At 52.2% G+C, this 20,790-nt stretch carries 24 protein-coding genes; 12 read left to right on the forward strand and 12 right to left on the reverse strand.

Annotated elements, in window-relative coordinates:
- Entirely contained in the window at positions 1-1,005 is a 1,005-nt protein-coding gene (locus OS189_RS05355) for a flagellin N-terminal helical domain-containing protein (protein WP_267166259.1), read from the forward strand.
- Entirely contained in the window at positions 1,002-2,114 is a 1,113-nt protein-coding gene (locus OS189_RS05360) for a flagellar basal body P-ring protein FlgI (RefSeq protein WP_267166260.1), read from the forward strand. Before OS189_RS05355 ends, OS189_RS05360 begins: the two co-directional genes overlap by 4 nt.
- Positions 2,115-2,118: 4 nt before the next feature.
- On the opposite strand, the gene OS189_RS05365 is transcribed toward OS189_RS05360, so the two are convergent.
- The 7 genes from OS189_RS05365 to fliF form a co-directional block, all read right to left on the reverse strand.
- Complete coding sequence (locus tag OS189_RS05365) at positions 2,119-2,790, reverse strand: hypothetical protein (protein WP_267166261.1); 672 nt, start codon at positions 2,788-2,790, stop codon at positions 2,119-2,121.
- A 525-nt stretch (positions 2,791-3,315) separates the two neighbouring features.
- Complete coding sequence (locus OS189_RS05370) at positions 3,316-3,600, reverse strand: DDE-type integrase/transposase/recombinase (protein ID WP_267166533.1); 285 nt, start codon at positions 3,598-3,600, stop codon at positions 3,316-3,318.
- 350 nt (positions 3,601-3,950) lie between these two features.
- Positions 3,951-4,112, reverse strand: coding sequence for a hypothetical protein (locus OS189_RS05375; RefSeq protein WP_267166262.1), 162 nt, complete (start codon positions 4,110-4,112; stop codon positions 3,951-3,953).
- Positions 4,113-4,353: 241 nt separating this feature from the next.
- Complete coding sequence (gene fliP, locus OS189_RS05380) at positions 4,354-5,085, reverse strand: flagellar type III secretion system pore protein FliP (protein WP_267166263.1); 732 nt, start codon at positions 5,083-5,085, stop codon at positions 4,354-4,356.
- Entirely contained in the window at positions 5,085-5,369 is a 285-nt protein-coding gene (locus OS189_RS05385; protein WP_267166264.1) for a FliM/FliN family flagellar motor switch protein, read from the reverse strand. Before OS189_RS05385 ends, fliP begins: the two co-directional genes overlap by 1 nt.
- A complete protein-coding gene (locus tag OS189_RS05390) occupies positions 5,362-5,967 on the reverse strand; it encodes a FliH/SctL family protein (protein WP_267166265.1) in 606 nt (201 codons plus the stop codon). The genes OS189_RS05385 and OS189_RS05390 overlap by 8 nt, the downstream gene beginning before the upstream one ends.
- On the reverse strand, positions 5,964-7,556 hold the full coding sequence (gene fliF, locus OS189_RS05395; protein ID WP_416237462.1) for a flagellar basal-body MS-ring/collar protein FliF: 1,593 nt from the start codon (positions 7,554-7,556) through the stop codon (positions 5,964-5,966). Before fliF ends, OS189_RS05390 begins: the two co-directional genes overlap by 4 nt.
- Positions 7,557-7,702: 146 nt before the next feature.
- Here fliF and OS189_RS05400 point away from each other — a divergent pair, with 146 nt between their 5' ends.
- The 10 genes from OS189_RS05400 (at position 7,703) to OS189_RS05445 (ending at position 17,578) form a co-directional block, all read left to right on the forward strand.
- The gene (locus tag OS189_RS05400) at positions 7,703-8,194 is read left to right on the forward strand and encodes a flagellar basal body-associated FliL family protein (RefSeq protein WP_267166266.1); all 492 of its coding nucleotides are present in this window, start codon (positions 7,703-7,705) and stop codon (positions 8,192-8,194) included.
- An 11-nt stretch (positions 8,195-8,205) separates the two neighbouring features.
- Complete coding sequence (locus OS189_RS05405; RefSeq protein ID WP_267166267.1) at positions 8,206-8,601, forward strand: hypothetical protein; 396 nt, start codon at positions 8,206-8,208, stop codon at positions 8,599-8,601.
- A complete protein-coding gene (locus tag OS189_RS05410) occupies positions 8,598-9,251 on the forward strand; it encodes a MotE family protein (protein ID WP_267166268.1) in 654 nt (217 codons plus the stop codon). The genes OS189_RS05405 and OS189_RS05410 overlap by 4 nt, the downstream gene beginning before the upstream one ends.
- A 64-nt stretch (positions 9,252-9,315) precedes the next feature.
- Complete coding sequence (motA, locus tag OS189_RS05415) at positions 9,316-10,185, forward strand: flagellar motor stator protein MotA (RefSeq protein ID WP_267166269.1); 870 nt, start codon at positions 9,316-9,318, stop codon at positions 10,183-10,185.
- Positions 10,182-12,458, forward strand: a complete 2,277-nt coding sequence (locus tag OS189_RS05420; RefSeq protein WP_267166270.1) for a hypothetical protein — start codon at positions 10,182-10,184, stop codon at positions 12,456-12,458. The genes motA and OS189_RS05420 overlap by 4 nt, the downstream gene beginning before the upstream one ends.
- Before the next feature lie 82 nt (positions 12,459-12,540).
- Positions 12,541-13,248, forward strand: coding sequence for a lytic transglycosylase domain-containing protein (locus tag OS189_RS05425; RefSeq protein ID WP_267166271.1), 708 nt, complete (start codon positions 12,541-12,543; stop codon positions 13,246-13,248).
- A gap of 1 nt (position 13,249) precedes the next feature.
- Positions 13,250-15,328, forward strand: a complete 2,079-nt coding sequence (gene flhA, locus OS189_RS05430) for a flagellar biosynthesis protein FlhA (protein WP_267166272.1) — start codon at positions 13,250-13,252, stop codon at positions 15,326-15,328.
- Positions 15,325-16,098, forward strand: coding sequence for a flagellar biosynthetic protein FliR (locus OS189_RS05435; RefSeq protein ID WP_267166273.1), 774 nt, complete (start codon positions 15,325-15,327; stop codon positions 16,096-16,098). The genes flhA and OS189_RS05435 overlap by 4 nt, the downstream gene beginning before the upstream one ends.
- Complete coding sequence (locus tag OS189_RS05440) at positions 16,095-17,180, forward strand: EscU/YscU/HrcU family type III secretion system export apparatus switch protein (protein ID WP_267166274.1); 1,086 nt, start codon at positions 16,095-16,097, stop codon at positions 17,178-17,180. The genes OS189_RS05435 and OS189_RS05440 overlap by 4 nt, the downstream gene beginning before the upstream one ends.
- On the forward strand, positions 17,177-17,578 hold the full coding sequence (locus tag OS189_RS05445) for a hypothetical protein (RefSeq protein WP_267166275.1): 402 nt from the start codon (positions 17,177-17,179) through the stop codon (positions 17,576-17,578). Before OS189_RS05440 ends, OS189_RS05445 begins: the two co-directional genes overlap by 4 nt.
- 6 nt (positions 17,579-17,584) lie before the next feature.
- On the opposite strand, the gene OS189_RS05450 is transcribed toward OS189_RS05445, so the two are convergent.
- From OS189_RS05450 to OS189_RS05470, 5 genes are read right to left on the reverse strand one after another with little or no spacing between them, the layout of a single operon-like run.
- Entirely contained in the window at positions 17,585-18,100 is a 516-nt protein-coding gene (locus OS189_RS05450; protein ID WP_267166276.1) for a flagellar basal body-associated FliL family protein, read from the reverse strand.
- Positions 18,101-18,114: 14 nt separating this feature from the next.
- Positions 18,115-18,849, reverse strand: coding sequence for a flagellar basal body L-ring protein FlgH (gene flgH, locus OS189_RS05455; protein ID WP_267166277.1), 735 nt, complete (start codon positions 18,847-18,849; stop codon positions 18,115-18,117).
- Positions 18,850-18,853: 4 nt separating this feature from the next.
- Positions 18,854-19,273, reverse strand: coding sequence for a flagellar basal body P-ring formation chaperone FlgA (flgA, locus tag OS189_RS05460; RefSeq protein ID WP_267166278.1), 420 nt, complete (start codon positions 19,271-19,273; stop codon positions 18,854-18,856).
- The gene (gene flgG, locus OS189_RS05465) at positions 19,273-20,058 is read right to left on the reverse strand and encodes a flagellar basal-body rod protein FlgG (protein ID WP_267166279.1); all 786 of its coding nucleotides are present in this window, start codon (positions 20,056-20,058) and stop codon (positions 19,273-19,275) included. Before flgG ends, flgA begins: the two co-directional genes overlap by 1 nt.
- A 12-nt stretch (positions 20,059-20,070) precedes the next feature.
- Complete coding sequence (locus tag OS189_RS05470) at positions 20,071-20,790, reverse strand: flagellar hook-basal body complex protein (RefSeq protein ID WP_267166280.1); 720 nt, start codon at positions 20,788-20,790, stop codon at positions 20,071-20,073.

The raw sequence follows: 20,790 nt of genomic DNA on the forward strand, positions 1-20,790 counted from the left end.
ATGCAAATTGGTACTTCAGGCGATCTAGCCCAATCCTATGCAATGCAATCGCGCAATTCCGCATTAAAGCATGACATTCAGCGGCTCACGCTTGAATTGTCTTCCGGTCAGGTGGCCGACATCCGCCAGGCAGTCGGCAGTAATTCGGCCTACGTTAACGATCTTGAACGCAGCCTGACAAAACTGGAAGGCTATGATCTGGCAACGAAAGAGGCAGGCATGTTTGCGGAAGGGGTGCAAAGCGCACTCTCTCGGATTGGTGATCTGAACAGTGATTTCCGCGATACGCTGATGACAGCAACAAATCCGGCTTTTGGGGATACAACCCAAAGCATCCTGACTCAGGCAGGTGAGACGCTCGACAGCGTGATAAATGCAATGAATACCAGCGTTAACGGACGAATGATCTTTTCCGGAGCCGCCACAGATACCCAGCCGGTTGCAAAGACAGACGATTTATTGGCGGCGTTGCGTACAGCCATTGTCGGAGCCGGGAGTGTCGACAACATTTTGACGGCAGCGCAGAACTGGTTTGATGATCCGGCAGGATATCGAAACGTTGGCTATCTTGGCTCTACCACCTCACTTGCGCCTGTCTCGCTTTCTGATCAAGACAGTGCAAATTTCGAATTGCGCGGCGACGATCCAGCATTGCGCGACACCTTGCGTAATCTTGCGATAGTTTCTCTGGCAGGCGATCCTGCACTGGGCCTTACAAATTCACAACAAACAGAACTCTTTCAGAAAACCGTTGGGGAGGTATTAAAATCAGACGGCGCTGTGGTTGATCTTCAGGCGAAGATCGGAGTTTCGGAAAACCTGATTGAGGCGATTGGCGTGCGGCACAGTACCGAACGGTCCAATTTGGAAATGGCCCGCAACACGTTGCTCTCCATTGATCCCTACAAAGCGGCGACAGAACTGGAGCAGGTCCAATTTCAATTGCAAAGCCTTTACGCCATTACCTCCCGCATGTCACAACTGTCACTGGTGAACTTCCTATGAGGAAATTAATCCAGATCACAGCTTGTTTGGCATTCCTTCTGGCTTCCATTGGCAGCAGTCATGCCAGCCCAGTGCGGATCAAGGATCTCGTAGATTTTGACGGAGTTCGAGGCAATGATCTTGTCGGATATGGTCTAATTGTCGGCCTGGACGGTTCAGGTGACGGGTTGCGAAACGCACCTTTCACTGAAGATATCATGACCAATATTCTGGAGCGTCTTGGCGTCAACGTAACGGGCGAGCAGTTTAGGCCGAAGAATGTTGCAGCTGTTCTTGTAACCGCGACCCTTCCGCCATTCGCCCGGGCCGGCGGGCAAATTGATGTAACTGTGTCCGCTATCGGAGACGCAAAAAGTCTCCTTGGTGGCACATTAATTATGACCCCGTTGAATGCAGCCGATGGAGAAATTTATGCGGTCGCGCAGGGCACGATTATCGCCGGAGGGGCTACCGCAGAAGGCGACGGCGGGCAGGTCACGCAAGGCGTTCCGACATCAGGCACAATCCCATCAGGTGCGCGAATTGAACGTGAAATCGATTTTAATTTGGGCTCGCTTAGCGATCTTCGCCTCGCCCTTCGCGACGCCGATTTCACAACTGCCGGACGGATCGAACAAGCAATTAACCGGAACTTCGGTCGTGGTGTTGCAGTGATGCTTGATAGCGGCACAGTTATGCTAAACATTTCGGCGACGCGCATGCGTTCAGTAGCGCATGCGCTAGGGCGAATTGAAAACATCGAAGTAGAACCCGAACGGAAAGCGCGTGTAGTAGTTGATCAGCGCTCCGGCACAATTGTAATGGGTGAAGATGTACGGATCTCCCGCGTAGCGGTAAGCCAAGGAAATCTGACGTTGCGTATTCAGGAAGAGCCGCTGGTTGCGCAGCCAAATCCCTTTTCGCCAGGCGAAACTGTTGTTGTACCGCGAACACGGGCCGCAATAGAAGAAGAGCCAGGTATAGGGCTTGCAGAAATTCCTTCGGGGGCCTCACTCTCTGAAGTTATTGCCGGTCTGAATGCTTTGGGTGTTTCACCTCGTGACATGATTGATATTCTGAAAAGCATCAAAGCAGCGGGCGCATTACACGCGGAGTTTATCGTACGTTAGACGTTCAAAAGATTCTGATTTTTTTGTGAAACACTGCAGTTAATCCGGGCCAGACTCCATTTTGTGTTAACAGGGCTGCGCAAACCCCTGCGAGCGTCAGCTGCGCAGTAGCCAATAATTGGGCAATCTGCACTGGCCCATCCACCTTCAAGATCAACATACAGAGAGCAAAAAAGACCCATGTTAGGTGAGAAAACAGCGTGTAAACCACTTCTCTCCCAAACACCTTCATCAATAAGGCTGTCGCGCCGAATAATACAGGCGATGACTGACCAACGACCATCCATAAGAATGCATCTTCGAAACCGTGGTTTACGATGCTAAATTCGTGCATCAGGAATGTCATGCCACTCACCACTAGCAAACCTATGGCTCCAGCGATCATCATGTAACTCAGGTTAACGCGCGCAGCAGCTGCGCAAAAGGCTATGGATTTGTTTGCCTCTAACAATTGCAACAGCCGAGGTGTAATTTTCCACTCCAACACAGAAAGCGCTGCAGGTACAGATAGCGATAGCATTCGTGCCACAAGATATATGCTAAGATCCATTGCATCGAGCATCCAAACTGCAATGAAAACATCCGGACATCGCGACACGATGCCAATCGCCGCGTCAAGTATTTTTCGAAAAATACCGTATGCGCCATTTCCAGACCGCACTTTCCACTGATCCATGATTGCCACCAAATATTAGATGCCATCCCGGCACGATAACCAGAGTAAATCAAATTCATTTTGGAGCAATTGCCATATCTGTATGAAATAAGGTAATTTTTTCGCCATTTAGCTGAAGGTTAGATGCAGGCTTTAGTAGAACTTCAGAGAATTTCATAAACCTATCAAAGTGAATTGAGTAGCTCGTAACCCTCAGATGCGCTGCAGTTTCCGTGCAAACCGTATCTCGACGTCCGCTTGCGGTAGAATCCCTGAAGTGGTTCCGCTTTTTTGGACAGTTTTGCAGCCGAGCTAAGACGTAATCGGGTTGGTGTCGTTTCGCTTTTTGGGTTCGTTTCGTGCCGAAGAATGCGTCATTTGGGGGATCGCTTGTCGAGGGCTGTGTGAGGCCGTTCAGAATCGTAGAATCCAGTCTTTGATCACGCGTTTGGCTTGGAACCTGTCTTGTAATTCGTACAAATAAACGGCCTCCTGTCTGAGTGACCGCCACAGCCGTTCGATGAAGACTTTATCGAAATAACGACCTCAACCATCCATTAAGATTTTAACATCTGCCTCGGGCAAGGTGGTGGTCCAGGCTGCACCCGTGAACTCCGATCCTTGGTCCGTATTCTTGATCTCGGGCCTGCCGTATTTAGCGATTGCCTCGTTCAAGGCTTCGACACAAAAACTGGCATCCAGGGTGTTTGATAACCGCCATACCAAGGCTTTGCGGGTCGCCCAATCCATGATGGCGACAAAATACAGAAACCCACGCCGTACAGGGATGTAGGTGATGTCACTGCACCAAACGTGGTTCGGCCGCGTGATTGTTAGTTCCGGAGCAGGTTTGGGTAAATCCGGTGCTGTGGGTGCTTCTTGCTAGTGTTCGGTCCTTTGTAGATGGCCTGAGGTCCCATCAAACCCATCACCCTGCCCACATGGGTGGCGTCTGGCATAGAAACCATTTCTCGGTAAGTAGGCCGCGATCTGGCGGCTGCCGAAAAACGGATACTTCGTCAACACGCGGTCATTCTCGTTCATCAGTTCCAGCGTCTCACCATTCAAACTAACCGACGTGTAATATCTCGAGGATTGGCTGATCTTCGGCCGTTTGCATTGGCTGCCAGACTCAGATCCGTCTGATCCCGAATTCATCATCACATTGCGTTCGGTCGGGCTCATCGCTTCAGCCCTTGTGACAAAAAATCAATTTCAACCGCCAGCTTGCTAATCTTCACATGAAGCTCTTTGACTTCGGCTTCGTTATCTTCAGCTTTCTTGGCCTTGTCGGAAAACACATCGAGCAGGCCACAAATTGCCCGCCGCGTCCATGTCGCCACCTGCGTCGGATGTATCTTCTGCTTCGCTGCAATCTCTTGCGCGGCCTTGTCACCACTCAGCAGGTCAGACGCACAGTAGCTAAAGGTCTGTCCAAAATCCGCGAATATTTGTCATTATTTAATTTCTGTTTTGAAGGGTGAACACATCTCAACACGCTGTCCAGTTTCGCCGGACCGCTTAACTGAAGCGGTTACATTCGCAGTTTTTTGAATAAGAAATGATTTCTGCGCTAAGGTTTTTTCAAAAGTAACTTCGTACAAGACTCCCCGCAATCAACGCCCATCCGTCTGCTACGACGAAAAATGCAAGTTTGAACGGGAGAGATACTACCGCTGGTGGAACCATCATCATTCCCATGGACATCAGGATCGCGGCAACCACCAGATCAATAATCAAAAAAGGCAGATAGATCAAAAATCCGATCTGGAACGCGCGCGAGATTTCAGAAAGCATAAAGCTGGGTATAAGCACGGAAAGCGGAGCATCCGGCGTGGGCTGTGCGGTTGCGGTGTCAGGTCGCAGCTCTGCCATGGCAAAAAAAGTATCCGAATCCAAACGAGCTGCCATGAAGCCTCGGAACGGTTCCAGCGCCGACAAAAAAGCTTGCTCCACATCAATTTCACTCCGCGTGAGCGGACCAATCCCATTTGTCCAAGCAGCCGTAAAAACAGGCTCCATAATGAAATATGTCAGAAACAGCGCCAGACTAACGATCAACATATTGGGCGGTGATTGCTGAAGCCCAATAGCCTGTCGGAGAATCGAAAGAACAGTAACCAGAAAAGGGAAACAAGTGACCATAATTGCAAGCCCTGGCGCGATGCTGAGGACTGTGATTAGTGCAAAAAGCTGAATTGTGCGCGCAGAAACTGACCCGTCATCACCGAATGAGATTGCGACATCTTGAGCTGAAACTCCCTGCGCTGATATCAATCCGGCAAACAAAAAGACATAGAACAATAGCCGCGTCATCAGATGCCTTGCTGCATATCAACGACCTCGGTCAATCGCACCATCAACTGGCCATGCGCATCGCCCTCTGCTTCTTCCAGACTGCCGCGCGCGATGAGCTTTTCCCCTACATAAATTTCAACGGGGTCATCGACGCGCCGGTCCAACGTCAGCACTGCATTCTCCCCCAACATTACCAAATCACGAATAAGGGGTCTGGCTTTTCCAACGCAAACAGTGACTTCGATCGGAACTGAGGTGAACGGGTTAGACGCGTCGGTGGCAAGATTTGTCTGTTCAGTCATTGGGGCGCTCCGTCTGGCTGTGAAAATTAAAGGCATTCATCGCTGATATGATTTCTTGGCACACCGCATCCAAATTCACCTCCCGCTCCAGCGTATCCAGAGAGACAAAAAGCTGGTTCGGGCTGAGGCTCCGGTCCGGCGCCAGTAGAACAGGGAGTTTTAGCTCCACATCTTCCAGCAGGTCTTCGAGCATTGGAAGATTGCTATCTGATATTCGTAACGTGATCTGCGCGCTCGTCTGTGTCGCGGCAAGTTCGGTCAATTGCTCAATCACATGAGCGCGCAGTGCAGCATTTGTGGTCTGCGGAAGCAGCGTCGCAATCATCTGCTCAAACATCGGTCTTAGACCGCGGTTCAGCCGCGCTAGCGCTTCTTGATAGGTGAATGAAAGATCTTGAAGTGTGTGTAAAAATTCTCCACCAATGTTTTTCTGCTCAGAGGTGTGATTTTTTTCCGCATCCGTCCACCCGGCTTGGTACCCTTCTTCGAATGCTTGTAACTTTTGATCTTCAACGCGCTCGGGCGGAACTGGATTGGCCGGTTGGCCATCAATTTCAAATGGGCTGAAATCTGCATATCTGTGGGCAATAGAGGTCATACTTTTTCTTCCTTCTCTTCCAGCCACCCTCGCAAAATCTCAACCGTTTCGTCCTGTCGTTCGCCAATCATACTGCGTAACCGCGCTACGGGATCTTGCGGTTGTCCCTCGGGATACCCGTCCGATTGCACTAAATTCATGCCGCTTGAAGTGTCACGGCGTGAATTGCTGCCCATATCTTCTGCTTCAAATACCGCGGGCAAATTGTCACTCTCCACGATGGATTCATCATGTGGCGGAGTAGTTTGCAGGCCTAAGAATGCGGGGGCCTCCATAGGCTGACGGCTCAGCACAGGGCGGATAACAAACAACCCGAGTATCAGCGTTACAATGGCCAATATGATCATTTGAATCGCTGACAGTAGATCGAGATCGAACTGATCCATCAGGGAGGTGCTTGCCGCAGTTCCAGAAGGCGCAATGGATTGTAGCGCCATGGATTTCAGGGTGATCACGTCCCCGCGATCTTCGTTAAAGCCTACAGCTGACGATACAAGCTCACGAAGGGCATCCATTTCGTCTGTGTCACGGGGCTGGGACACAGGCTCGCCGACATCATTAATAACAGTTGCCTCATTAACCAAGACTGCAACCGAAAGACGCTTTATCGCACCCGGAGCGCGAATTACCTCGCGTTCGGTTTCGGATACTTCGTAATTTATGCGCTCACGCGTTTCGCTGTTCTGGGAAGAAGATTCATCGCCGCCTCCACCTTCCTGATCAGGCAGATTACTTGCAACGGTCACATCGCCGCCTGTACCCTTGGCCGTATTGGTACGTTCTTCGGTATCGCTGCTGATCGCAACCCGCCCCTCAGGGTCGAAACTACGTTCACGGATCGCTTCGCTTTCGGTCACGGTATCCACGCTTACCTCTACGACAGCGTTACCGAAACCAACCCGAGCTTCCAGTAAGCGCTGGACGCGATCACGCAAAACCTTCGCTTTGTCGTCGCCTCCTACTGTTTGTGCTGTCTGCTCTGTTGCACCGATCAGGGAACCATTTGCGTCAATAACAGCAACATCTTCCGGTGCCAGACCAGCCACCGCAGACGCCACCAGAAACCGAACTGCTTTGCCCTGAGCAGTGGAAATACCACCGCCATTGGGTGTCAGCGAGACGGACGCCTTCGGTGTCACACCGCGCTGGAAAGGGTTGGACCCGGTGCTGGCAATATGCACACGGGCCATCGCAATAGCCGGACTTGCAACAATTGTGCGCGCCAGTTCGCCTTCCTTTGCACGCCAATAGGCAGCATCAAACATCTGGCTGGTCGTCCCGAATCCGGTCAACTGATCCAGCAGTTCGTAACCTCGGTTGCCATTTGCAGGCAATCCTTCGCTTGCCAGTGTAAGACGAAGCTGATCGCGCTGTTTGCTATCCACGAAAATGGAGCCGCCGCGGACGTCAAATACAACGCCCCGCTGCTCTAGCGCGCTCACAACATCACCTGCCGCACTACTTTCCAGCCCTGCATAAAGCAGCGTCATACTGGGGGCTGTTGTCATTCGCGCCATCGCGAGAATTGAAAAAAACATCGCTCCTGTCGTTGCGATTACAATTACTTGCCGCTTGAGTCCAAGCTTCATCCAGACATTTAGGTATTGCTGCACAATGGCCTCCGTCACACCGAACGTTCTGTTCAGCTTCGACTCAACAAATGACCTATCGGCCTTAACAACCCGTTAGTGCAATCGCGTCTATATGGATTGAAAGACCAGAGGACGGAGAAACTATGGCTGAAGAAGAAGACACCCCTGATGGTGAAGAACCAAAAAAGTCAAAAATGCCCTTAGTATTGGGCCTTGTACTGGCGTTTGCCGGTGCCGCTGGCGGGTTTTATGCGACATGGTCAGGTATGATTCTGGCTGAAACGGGTGACAGCAGGACCGAATCCGGTACAGAAGAAATAAAAGATCCTTTTGGTGATATCGCATTTGTTGAAGTCGATCAGATGATCATTTCGGTTAACGCTACACCAGAGCGGCGCTTGCTTCGGTTTCGCGCACAGCTTGAAGTTCCAAAAAGCCAGCGGGACGCCGTGACCAAGCTTCTGCCCCGTGTTGTGGATGTACTGAACAGCTATCTTCGCGCTTTGGAAATTTCGGATCTGGAAGATCAAGCGGCACTGACGCGCTTGCGCGCGCAGATGTTGCGGCGTGTACAGATTGTGACGGGTCCGGATCTCGTCAACGACTTCTTAATCATGGAATTTGTCGTAACATAGAGGAGCATGTGATGAACTTGATCGCAGATATATTTTTAGCCGCAGGGGCTATTGGCGCAGCAGTTTATTGCTATGTTCTCGGGCGCAGGCTCAACCGCTTTAATGACCTTGAGAAAGGCGTTGGCGGGGCCGTTGCAGTGCTTTCGGCACAGGTTGACGATCTAAACCGGACGCTGGCAGCCGCACAGCAAACAGCGGCGGGATCAGCGCAAACCCTGACAGATTTAACAACACGAGCGGAGGATATGTCTCGCAGGCTCGAGCTACAGATGGCTGCATTACACGATGTCCCGCCCGTGCCGGAACAACAGTCAGTTGCGCCTACCGCTCCGCCTCCCCCGGCAAGCTCAGCTACACCTATGTTTGCCCGCCGTCCCCATTCGACGACTCAAGGAGATATCGCATGATTTTTAGCGCGGTTAGAAAAATTTTCGCTCCCGCAGGACGCGGATCCGTCATGGTCATTGGCGCCCTCCTGCTGGGCTCCGCAACCATTCGAATCCTATCAAGTGCGACAGGCGTGCTGGCACAAGACAGCCAATTGCCAACCGCTCCTATGCCTGCAGCCTCTGAAAAAACAAAATCGGCAGACGAGGTAAATACAACGCCTCAAACCGCCGATTTCACGCAGATATCAAAACGCAGCCGAAGCGAAATGAACAGCTTGATAAAAGCACTCAGCGAGCGTGAAGCGCAGGTTGCAGTGCGTGAAAAACAACTGGGTATGCGCATGCGTGCTTTGACAATCGCTGACATGGAAATTGAAAAACGACTGAAAGATTTGTCCGAAACAGAGCAGTCCTTACGCGCGACCTTATCTCTTGCCGATGAAGCATCAGAAAAAGACCTGCTGAGGCTGACAGCACTTTACGAAAACATGAAACCCAAAGACGCCGCGACTTTGTTCGAGGAGATGGACCCCAGCTTTGCTGCCGGATTTCTGGGTCGCATGCGTCCTGACGTTGCCGCGCAGGTCATGGCGGGGCTTTCACCCCCAACGGCCTATTCTATTAGCGTCATTTTGGCTGGTCGAAATGCTGAGGTACCAAAGACCTGATCAATTGCTGAGACTTTTTTAACTTTCGCGTGGGACACTGCAAGAAACAATTCCGGGGATCAATATGATCGGCATTATCGGCATCATCACCATATTCCTTATGGTTTTTGGGGGTTATCTGCTTGCTGGCGGCAAGATGGGAATCATCCTTAAAGCATTGCCATTCGAGATGATTATGATTGGTGGGGCAGCCACAGGCGCCTTTCTGATCAGCAATGACGGGGCGGCCATAAAACATACACTGAAGGATATGGGTAAGGTATTCAAAGGCCCGAAATGGAAACATCAGGACTATCAGGATTTGCTGTGCCTGCTTTTTGAGCTTATCCGGCTTGCGCGGCAAAATCCCGTTGCGGTGGAGGAGCATATCGAGGGACCGGAAGAATCCGACATTTTCACTAGATATCCCAAAATTTTGAAGGATAAGGAAGCCATCGCGCTTATTTGCGATACTTTGCGGTCGGCCTCAATGAATTACGACGATCCGCATCAAGTCGAAGAAGTTCTCGACAAGCGAATGGATGCAAATCGTGAACATGCCATGCACTCCAGTCACGCGTTACAGGTTGTTGCAGATGGCTTGCCTGCTCTGGGAATTGTTGCCGCCGTTTTGGGCATCATCAAAACAATGGCGCAAATCGACCAACCGCCCGAAGTATTGGGCAAACTGATCGGTGGCGCATTGGTCGGGACGTTTCTGGGTGTTTTCCTCGCTTATGGACTGGTCGGTCCTTTTGCGGCGAAGGTAGGAGACGTGACGCGGGACGAAGCGAACTTTTACCAGCTAATTCGCGAAGTACTGGTAGCCAACTTGCACAATCATGCAACGAACATCTGTATCGAAGTAGGGCGGCAAAATACGCCATCCCATTGCCGCCCCAGCTACATTGACCTTGAAGAAGCGCTAAAGGCGCTAAAGCAGAACGCTGCATGAGAAACCTCGGCCTATTCATTGCCTTCATGTCTCTTTTCGGAGGGGGCGCGCAAGCGCAACAACTGCTTGTTCGGTCAGGTGACCATCCCACGTTTAGCCGTCTCACAATTCCTGTACCGGTCAAACAGCCATGGGAAGCACGTCAAACTACAACGGGCGTAGAGATCCAATTGCCAGATTTCAAAGGTGGCTTTGACCTCAAGGACGTATTCATCCGCATGCAGCGGGAACGAATCGCAGCTATCGAAACAAGCCGGAACTCACTGAAATTGGTAGTTACATGTGCGTGCCAAGCAACCGTTTTCCGAAGCGGCTCGCTGCTGGTCGTCGACGTAGCTGATCAAGGAAGTAAGCTAGCTGGCCCTCTACTTGATGGTCCGCCTTTGATTGGTGCGCGCGTTACGTCCGAGACACAAATGTCCAATAGTGAGAATGGTGCTGTTTTGCCTTGGATTGGGGCCCGCTCTCGTTTTGCCTTTCCTCTTACGCCTCCTAATTCTGCCCAGCTAAACATTCGCAATTTTGAGCCAGAGAGTTCTTCAGCGGACCAAAAAGATCTGCTTAATAAAGTTCAAAACGAACTAGTTAAGGAAGTCGCAAACGCCGCTAGTATCGGAATTCTTGAGAACAGCTATGAGACTCCGCCTGTTAGTCCTATCACGGACCAGACCGGCCCAATGACAGCAGACCTCACGCCGAATGCGTTGCCACAGCTAGTTCAGGTTCCCTCGGAAAATATGCGAATTAGTTCAAGCATGGATAGAGATACACGCGCCGTAAGCGAAGAAGTTAGCGTGACAGCATCCAGCCAGACCTGTCCCTCGGATGAATTTCTTCCAGTAGAGACGTGGGGAACCGATCAGAGCTTTTCTAAACAAATTGGCCCCGCGCGAAATGCATTGATAGACGCCCGCGATCGCCTTGATCTAGAGGCCGTGCACCATTTCGCGCGGCTCTACATTCATTTCGGCTTCGGGGCTGAAGCGCTGAAAGTACTGAAACTTGATCCTACTGCGCAGACCACAGTTGCTGAGCTGTTCGTTGTTGCCGCTATTTTGGAACATGGCGCCGCCACCGGCAGCAATACGCTTGCCGGATACGCAAGTTGTAAATCTAACGTCGCACTTTGGGCGATTCTGAGCGCTCGCGATCTTCCTTCAGACATTGCCATTGAAGCCAATGCTGCACTGCGCGCGCTAAACAAACTACCCCAACATCTGCGAAAAGTCGTAGCACCTATGTTGAGTGACCGTTTTTTACAAACCAATAACCCAAATGCCGCCGCGACAGCATTGCGCAGCATAGAACGGCTCGCAGGTGAAGTTCCGCCAGATGCTTTGATGGCGAAAGCTGACATTGCGCTCGGCGCGGGAATCTCTGCTGAAACTGCCCTAGAAGCCATCATTGACTCGAACAGCATGCAATCCGCTCGGGCATTGATAAAGCAGGTGGAGGGAAAGATCGCACGAGATGAGCCTGTTTCAGCCGAAGCAGTCACGTTGATTGAAGCGTATGCCCAGGAGCTTCGGGGGGCTCCTATCGGCCAAAAAATGCGACGCACCCAAATTATTGCGCTTGGCCAATCGCAGCGGTTTGACGAAGCATTTTCAGAACTGGGCGATCTGAAGCCATCACTTTCACCTGAGGTTGTCAAAGATATCTTACAAACGGTGCTGGGCCAATTGGCTAGAAAGGCAGATCCTCTATCTTTTATGGAACATTTTCTGGCGCAAAATCAGGACGATTTGAACAATCTTGATTTTGACACAAAACTTTTGCTGGCAGATGGTCTGAGTAACCTGGGATTTTTCGAACAGGCCCAAGGTATGATCGCCATGATTCCTGCAACTCCAAGAATACCTGCGCGCCAATTGCAGGCTGCCCGCGTAGCAATTGAGCTGCGCCAACCCTTTCAGGCTCAGGCTGCATTAATAGGCATCGAAGGCCAAAAAGCAGAGCTTTTGTTGGCTCAGGCGAAAGAAATGACAGGGGCATACAGTGAAGCTGCTGATATTTTCACACGCAACGACGAGACAGAGCGAGCCGCACAGGCCGCGTGGCTGTCAGAGCATTGGGAAGAGATAACATCCGCTGACAATGCAGAATTCGGCGCTATCACCACGCTAGTGCAGAGGAAACAATCTGGTGCAAATGCTGGGTTGGGACCTTTAGGCCGTGCCAGTCACGCATTGAAAGAAAGTAGTAATGCGCGCTCAACAATCGAACAATTACTCAAAGAACCAAGCTTGCAATTCGAGCCTAAACTACAGTGATTTTCGATATTTTGGTCACAAAAAATAAACACTGCATCGTTAGCTTGATCATTGACCGCAGAACGCGGAGTTGAGGTGCAAAATGCAGACAAATTGGCTTGGCTTGATCGCCCTAGCACTGTTTTCTAACGCTGGGATTTTGTTAGCAGATAATGATCCAGCACAAGTCTGCGATACTGCGTCAAGGCAGGTGGCAAAAGAATCCGGTGTGCCTCTGGCAGTTTTACGCGCGATCACCCGCACCGAGACGGGTCGCGGTACGGGCGGTTCGTTGCGCCCTTGGCCATGGACAGTGAATATGGAAGGTAAAGGCGTTTGGTTCGATTCCGAAGATGAAGCACGTGTTTACGTTTTCCGCCATTTCAAAAATGGCGCGAGAAGCTTTGATGTGGGATGCTTCCAGATCAATTATCGCTGGCACGGCAAGGCCTTCAATTCAATTGAGGATATGTTCGACCCGCTTATCAATACCCGATACGCCGCCAAGTTCCTCGGTCAGCTTTACGGCGAACTTGGCGATTGGACACAAGCGGCTGGTGCATATCATTCACGCACAAGAAAATATGCAACCCGTTACATGGCTCGCTATGAGAAGATTCGTAGCAGGCTTTCAGACACCCCGGAAAAGCCAGCGCAACCTCCAGAAATTTTGCAAGCCGCGACACAACCGGCCGAACCAAACGTAAATACCTATTCGCTTTTGACGGGCGGAAGCGGAGGATTTCTCGGCTCCTTGATGCCCGCAACCTCCGCCGGACGCTCTCTATTCGCCAGACAGAGCGGGGGCTGATATGATGTTTTCTTTGCGGGCGCTTTATCAACCTACTGTCATGCTTGCCGTCGCCCTGATGATGATCATCGTCATGATGATCCTGCCCATGCCTGCGTGGATCCTTGATGTGGGGCTTGCCGCATCGTTTGCTTTGGCAATTCTGATTTTTACGGTGACGCTTTTTATCGAACGTCCATTGGATTTTTCCGCGTTTCCAACAATTCTACTTGCATCGCTGATGCTGCGTCTGTCGCTGAACGTTTCCTCTACCAAATTGATTATCGGTGAGGGGCATACAGGAACCGATGCAGCGGGCGACGTCATACAGGGCTTTGCCCAGTTTGTTATGGGTGGGTCTGTTTTTTTGGGTCTTGTCGTCTTTTGTGTTCTCTTGATTGTTAACTTTATGGTGATCAACAAGGGTGCGACCCGCATGGCGGAAGTGGGTGCGCGTTTTGCTCTGGACGGGATGCCGGGCAAGCAGATGGCAATAGACGCAGATATGTCTGCCGGCGCCATTAGTCACGAAGAAGCGAAAAACCGCCGCGCTCAGGAGCAACAGGAAACAACCTTTTTCGGATCCCTTGATGGCGCGTCAAAATTTGTCAAAGGGGATGCAATTGCGGGCCTGTTGATCACACTGCTGAATCTTGTGGCCGGCTTGATCATGGGGACGCTGGTACACGGAATGCCGATCAGCGCAGCATTTGAAACCTACGCCATTCTTACTGTGGGCGACGGTCTGGTTTCGCAAATTCCCGCAGTGATTATCTCGATTGCTTCTGCCTTATTACTGGCGCGCGGTGGTGCGCAAGGCTCAACCGATCTGGCCGTATTTGCCCAACTCAGCAAACATCCCGCAGCTTTGGCAACGGTTGCTTGCCTCATGACCTTATTCGCGCTTGTTCCGGGCATGCCGTTTTTGCCGTTTATCGCCGGCGCGTTGGGGCTTGGGCTTTTATCATACCGCATGTATCGAAAGGCGGCTTTGACTCCAGTGCAAACAGCTGATGAGGAATCGCCGATACTTCCACGTGAAAAGCCACTTGGTGACGTGCTGGAACTGGCGGACATCCATGTCGAATTCGCCCCCGATCTTGTCAGTATGATTCTGGATCCCGGAACAGGCTTGGACGCGAGAATTGTGAACATGCGCACCCACGTTGCATCAATCTTCGGCATTATTCTTCCCGAAATTCGACTTACAGATAACGCCGGATTGCCGCCCGGCACCTACCTGCTACGTATTCAGGGGGTAGAGCAGGCGCGCGCTAAACTAAATCCCCACCAGATACTGGCGCTTGCGCCGGAAAACCCTGATGCGTTGCCATCTGGTCTTGATACGATGGAACCGGTATATGGGGCACCTGCGCGCTGGATAAATGCAGCCGACCAGGAAGACGCAGCAATTGCCGGTATTACGCTTGTCACCCCTGCCGAAATTCTCGCCACTCACCTTCTTGAAGTCGTGAAACGCAACTTCCCGCGCCTACTGACGTTAAAATCCCTCCGGCGTCTGTTGGATGAGATGGTCAATATTTCTTCTCCTGCCAGAGCAGAAGCGAACAGAAAACTGCTGGACGAACTCATCCCGGACAAGGTGCCGGTCGATGTGTTGCATTCCGTATTGCGCCTGCTGCTGGCAGAGCAGGTTTCGATCCGCAACCTTCCGCTTATCCTCGAAGCGATTGCCGAAGCGCGTGGCCAGAATGCCCAACCGGAGGCTATTTGCGAGCTGGTCCGGCAACGACTGGGATTCCAAATGGTAGCTGAAGTGCGCCGCGCAGACGGCACCTTGCCATTGGTGCAACTTGCGCCGGAATGGGAAGATACGTTCGCTGCCTATCAAGTCGATGCAGATCGCGGTCTGGACATCGCCTTGCCACCGGATTTGTTCAACCAGCTGGCAGAAGGGGTCGCTCAGAAAATTAATGATGCAAACCAGAACGGAATATATCCCGCAGTGGTAACCAACACACGTCGCCGGCGGTTTTTACACACAGTTATGCTAGCAAAAGGAATTCGATCTCCTGTCATGTCATTTGAAGAAATCGGATTGGACGCCAAACCATCCCTGGTAGGTGTTGTACCCGCATGATTCAGAGCCTGGCCGAAATGATGGAGGTTACCGACGCTATGCTCTGGCATGGGTTCGCTGTATTTTTGCGTGTCAGCGCATTGGTCAGTTTGCTTCCCGCTTTTGGTGAGCAATCGGTGCCTGCACGTGTCAAACTCGGCATTGCGCTTGCCTTTACGCTGATTATCACTCCGGCAGTTGCTGCGCCGGATACAGCGATGAAATTTGACTCCATCATCTGGATGTCCCTGACGGAAATTGCGGCCGGCCTTCTGCTTGGGATTGGTATTCGCCTGTTTGTTCTCGCACTGCAAACTGCCGGATCGATTGCGGCCCAATCCACGTCCCTTGCGCAGATTCTGGGCGGTGCTGTGGCAGAGCCTGTTCCCGCCATGGGTCATATCCTTGTGACAGGTGGTCTGGCACTTGCCGTCATGACCGGACTTCATGTTCGGGCAGCGGAAATGGTGATCCTGTCTTATGAAATGCTGCCAATGGGCAGACTTCCTTCCGGTTCCGATGTGTCGCAATGGGGTGTCGACCAGATTAGACGCGCGTTTTCTCTTGCATTCACGTTGGCTGCACCGTTCGTGATTTTATCCGTACTCTACAATGTTGCCTTGGGCGTTATTAACAAGGCTATGCCACAGCTTATGGTCGCATTTGTCGGCGCGCCGGTCATTACGGCGGGCGGTCTTATCCTTTTATGTCTTTCGGCGCCTTTGCTTTTGTCGACATGGGTTAACGCGCTCAATAGTTTCGTTGCAAATCCACTGGCGCCAGTGCCATGAGCGATAGCGAAGATCCTTCGGATAAAAGTTTTGACGCTTCAGCGCAAAAGCTGCTGCAGGCGCGCAAAAAAGGCGACATCGCCAAATCCAACGACCTGCTTACGGCCTGCGCCTATCTGGGGCTGCTGGTCGCACTTTCAGCGGTAGGTACGACCGGAATAAAGCATGTCGGAAGCACATTGATGGTTCTTCTTGACCAGCCCGATGCGCTGGCTGAGCTTTTTTTCACTGATCGCGCTGCCGCGCCGGTAGGCGGAATAATGAAAGCTGTCGGATGGGGAATGGCTCCTGTATTTGTGCTTCCTGCGCTTGGCGTAATACTCGCATTGTTCGCACAGCGCGCGTGGGTATTCGCGCCAAGCAAATTGGAGCCGAAACTTAACCGCATATCACCGTTGTCCAACGCCAAAAACAAATTCGGGCGTGACGGGCTGTTCGAGTTTTTTAAGAGTTTTGTAAAGCTGCTGATCTTTTCAATATGCCTTGCGCTCTTTATCCGCACATGGCTGCCCCAGATGATCGGGGTGCTGCAGACGACGCCCCAAACAGCAATCTCTCTCCTCGCAAAAATCTGCATTTCGTTCCTGAGTGTCGTAGTTGTCATTTCAGGCTTGATTGGCGCGGTAGATGCACTCTGGCAGCATGCGTCGCACATGCGAAAAAACCGGATGTCACGGAAGGAAGTTACCGACGAAACGAAAGAAAGCGAAGGTGACCCACATATGAAACAGGAGCGGCGCCAACGGGCATTAACCGCCGCACAAAACCAGATGATGAAGGATGTGCCTGATGCCGATGTCATTATTGTGAACCCTACACATTATGCTGTCGCGTTGAAATGGAGCCGCCTTTCCGGCGAGGCGCCTGTTTGTGTTGCCAAAGGGGTGGACGAAATCGCTGCGACAATTCGACGTTTAGGGGGGGAGGCAGGTGTTCCCATTCACTCCGATCCACCGACAGCGCGCGCCCTGCACACCTCGGTCGAAATCGGTCAACAGATCAGACATGAAGATTACGCACCCGTAGCAGCGGCCATCAGATTTGCCGAAGACATGCGCCGCCGCGCCAAAGGATCAAGATGAGCAATCTCAAAAATCTCGCCACAATGAAGAGGCTTGTAGATATAAAGTATCGCCAGCAGCAAGAAAGCTTCGGGCGACTGACCGCACAGGAAGGGAAATTGCGCAATTCATTGTCCCGGCTGGAAACGCAGCGGTTGGACAGCCTTGCAAATTGCGATCCTGCACAGCGCGCAATCGGGGCCGATGGTCTATGGCAGGCGTGGATCGGTCGGAAACAATACGAATTGAACATGCAGTTGGCTCAGGTTCTTGCCGTAAAAGAGCGCCACATTGCGCAGGTCCGTGAAGCTTTCGGTAAGGTTCTGGTGACTGATGCGCTTTTAGACAGTGCGAGTATAGAGCTGAAGAAGAAAAAAGCGCGCGCCCGTTTGGAGCGCGCGATCGAGTCAACGCAGTAGGATTGCCTAGTAATCCTGCCGGGCAATCTCCACGATCAAAACTTCTTTCACAATCTCACTTCCCAGATCCCTTTGCGCCACTTCTTTCAGTGCCATACGAAGCCGGCCCAGCACTTCTGCCTGTGTGAAGTTCCCCTCGAACCCACCCATATTTGCATGATCAAACAATACCTGCAAAAAACTGTCACGCAGCTTCGGTTCACGTTCCAGCACACTGTCGGTTTTTCCTGACGGCACTTCAACGCTTAATGCCAGAACAACCAGCGCAACAACTTTGTCATTTGACACAATTGGTACAACGAATTGGTTGCTCAACTTTACATACTCGTTTTCGGCCGTTTCACCGTGATCCGGCTCAACAATATTTTTCTGTGCTGACTGCTCGCCCTGTTTTTCTTTTTTAATTTCAGTGCCTGTGTCGCTAACAGCTTCGGAAGCCGGAGCGGGACGCAAAAGGATTCCCGCACCGACACCGGCGCCGGTACCAATCAGAAGAAAAACAAGCGGGATGATTTTTTTCATAGGATGAATCCTGACTAAAACGGCAAGACAGCGTCGAGAATTTGCTGGCCCACCCGCGGCTGTTGAACATCACTGATCTGGCCACGTCCCCCGTAGGAAACCCGTGCCGATGCAATTTTGTCGTAAGTGATCTCGTTTTGGCGCGAGACATCTTCAGGTCGCACAAAGCCCGTGACCAGCAATTCACGCAGTTCAAAATTCACACGTAATTCTTGGCTTCCCGAGATGGACAAAACACCATTCGGCAAGACATCCACTACTGTTGCTGCAATCCGCAGTTCCAGCTTTTCCTTTCGTTTTACAGACCCGTCACCGGAAGAACTGCTTTGGGAGCTGATGCCCACCAGATCGTCCGAACTGGCCCCTTCCGGCAGCTTCTTGTTCAGCCGTTGAGGCAGGCCAATTAGGCTGGGGATGCTCAGGTTCTCCGATCCCGCGCGCCTGCGATCAGATGAATTCGAAATTTCGGCTTTTTCATCAATCTCGATCACAACCGTAAGGATATCACCGCGCACCACTGCGCGGCGGTCCCCTAACAGGGATGCGCGTGAAGGCGACCAGAGAGATGCAGCATCAACTGGCCGTTGCGCCACAAGAACCGCCGGCAATCCCGGTTCGATCATCGCGCGCGCCTCTGGCGCTTCCAGCGCCGGCGTAAAGCTGGGCGGTGTCCCGATATGATCCGCGCGCGCACACGCTATCGTCAAGCCAAGTACGGCAATACTGCCAAGTTTGAGCGTAGTATGCATTGAATCAATTCCTTACTGAAATAGTGCCGTCGCCCAGAACCTGACCGAAAATGATCGCGCGTGACCCAAGGTTCATAACCCGTATCCGGTCACCGATTGCACCGCGTGCCAGTGCCCTGCCTTCGGTGCTGATGTTTATGCCGTTCGCATGGTATCGCAGACCTACAATCTGATTTCGCACGACAATCGCCGGAGGGCCAATATCGCCTTGGAGTATTGGCCGCCCCTGATACAACGCCACTCGCGCTTCCTGGCCTATGACATCGGCCAAGCGGGCGAAGCCTGTCGCAAGATCACCCGCGGCAAATGTCACATCCATTTCTGTGATAATCTGGTTAGGCCGGATCGTGCGGGCAGGCACAACCGTATCAGCGAAGACTGGAAAACAAATTACGGCGGCGGAAATTATTGCGAACGTTCTCATCAGCGTACCTGCGTCGTTGCGCTCATCATCTGATCAACTGCAGAGATAACTTTTGCATTCATTTCGTAGCCGCGCTGCGCCTCGATCAGCTCCGTAATTTCTCGTACAGCATCAACAGAACTGTCTTCGAGGTAGCCTTGGCGCAGTGTCCCCAGCCCGTCCTCTCCGGGAGAGGATACAAGCGCGGGGCCGGACGCCTCTGTTTCAAGAAACATGTTGCTGCCGATCGCTTCCAAACCTTTGGAATTGGTAAAACCGGTCAGCGTGAATTGTCCCAGCAGCTGCCCACCGGCAGCCTCATCGAAGTAGGCATATACCTCACCGTCTGCATTAATCGAAACGCTGCGCGCATCGGCGGGAATGGTAATTTCCGGCCCGACAGGAAACCCTTCGGATGTTACAATCAACCCTTCGCCCGTGCGTTTCAGCCCGCCGTCACGTGTGTATGCGGTCTGCCCGCTGGGCAGCGTGACCTCCAGATATCCCTGCCCCTCAATCGCGACGTCCAGATCGCCCTGCGTTGCAGAAAGCGAGCCCTGCTGCAAATGCAGACTGACTGCGGCGGGGCGCACCCCAAGACCCAACTGGATACCAGTTGGCAAAACGGTACCATCGGAGGCATTGACCGATCCCGCCCGCGCCATTTGTTGATAGTGCAGATCGGCAAATTCGGCACGACGAGCATTGTAGCCGGTCGTGCTCATATTGGCGAGATTGTTGGAAATCGTCTCGACCCGCATTTGCTGGGCACTCATTCCGGTTGCGGCAATTTTAAGGGCGCGCATCGGCTTACTCCTTTATTGGGATTGTGTGAGGGTTTTTACGGCGGCGCGAACACGCTCGTCCTCAGTTTGTAAAAAGCTCTGGCCCATTTCATAGGCGCGCTGAACCTCTATCATCCGGGAAATTTCAAGCAGCGGGTTTACATTTGACCCCTCAACAAACCCTTGCAATACGCGCGCATTTTCGGCCGGTTCATCCCCAGCATCAGCGCGAAACAACACGCCATCTTCGCGGATCATATCCAACGGTGCCAATGGCCGCACCAGCGCCATCTGCCCCAGTGGCGCGCCATTGATACTCAACGTGCCATCAGACGAAACCGATAGTGTTCCCGCCTCTGCGGGGACAAACAGCGGCGCGCGGCCTGCATCAAGCACCGGAAACCCGTCCGGTGTAACCAGTTGCCCATCAGCGCTGGGCGAAAATGCACCCGCGCGGGTGAGACGGTCTCCCATCGGGGTCTGGATAACGAAGTACCCATCCCCCTCAATCGCAAAGTCAAATGTGCCGTTCGTCTGACGCAAACCGCCTTGTTCAAAGGAGGTCTTTCCGATGTTGCCCTGCCCCATCGAAAGAGAAGTACCACGATCTACAGGCTTCACGTATTCGGAAAAAATCACACCTTCTGCGCGAAATCCCGTCGTGGCAGCGTTTGCAATATTATTTGCCACGGTCTGCATCTCACGTTGCAGGCCCGACTGTCGAGACAGCGTAATATATCCGGTACTTTCCAT

Origin of the sequence: Sulfitobacter sp. F26169L (assembly GCF_026410285.1) — a bacterium.
In the GTDB taxonomy this organism is placed as follows: Bacteria; Pseudomonadota; Alphaproteobacteria; order Rhodobacterales; family Rhodobacteraceae; genus Sulfitobacter.